This is a genomic window from Rhodobium orientis (assembly GCF_003258835.1).
Classification (GTDB): Bacteria; Pseudomonadota; Alphaproteobacteria; order Rhizobiales; family Rhodobiaceae; genus Rhodobium; species Rhodobium orientis.
The window spans coordinates 1-261 of record NZ_NPEV01000191.1 but is presented as its reverse complement, the minus strand read 5'-3'; the positions used below and the strand labels follow the sequence as shown (position 1 = coordinate 261).

1 pseudogene is annotated in these 261 nt (G+C 48.7%); it reads right to left on the bottom strand.

Going from position 1 to position 261, the window contains the following annotated elements:
* Window positions 1-261 (bottom strand): annotated as a pseudogene (locus CH339_RS25790) ((Fe-S)-binding protein); the annotation flags it as partial.

The following is a 261-nucleotide window of genomic DNA, read 5'->3' as shown; positions in this document are numbered from 1 at the left end:
CAAGCCGTCTCGGCGTATCGCCTGAATTTTTTTCTTTATTGCCTAATATCGCGAACGTGACCCCGGCTTGATTGAGGAGGCGAGCGAAAGCCATGGCGATCTTCTGGCTTCTCCGGTCATACGATCCCATCGACCCGACCCAAAACAGGTATTCAAAGGACTCGCCTATTTTCTTCATTTCTTTTTCTGTCGGCACCTCAACATCGTCTCTTATATCACGCCAGTTTTCACGTTCTTTTCGGTTTAATCCCCAAGGGTTCC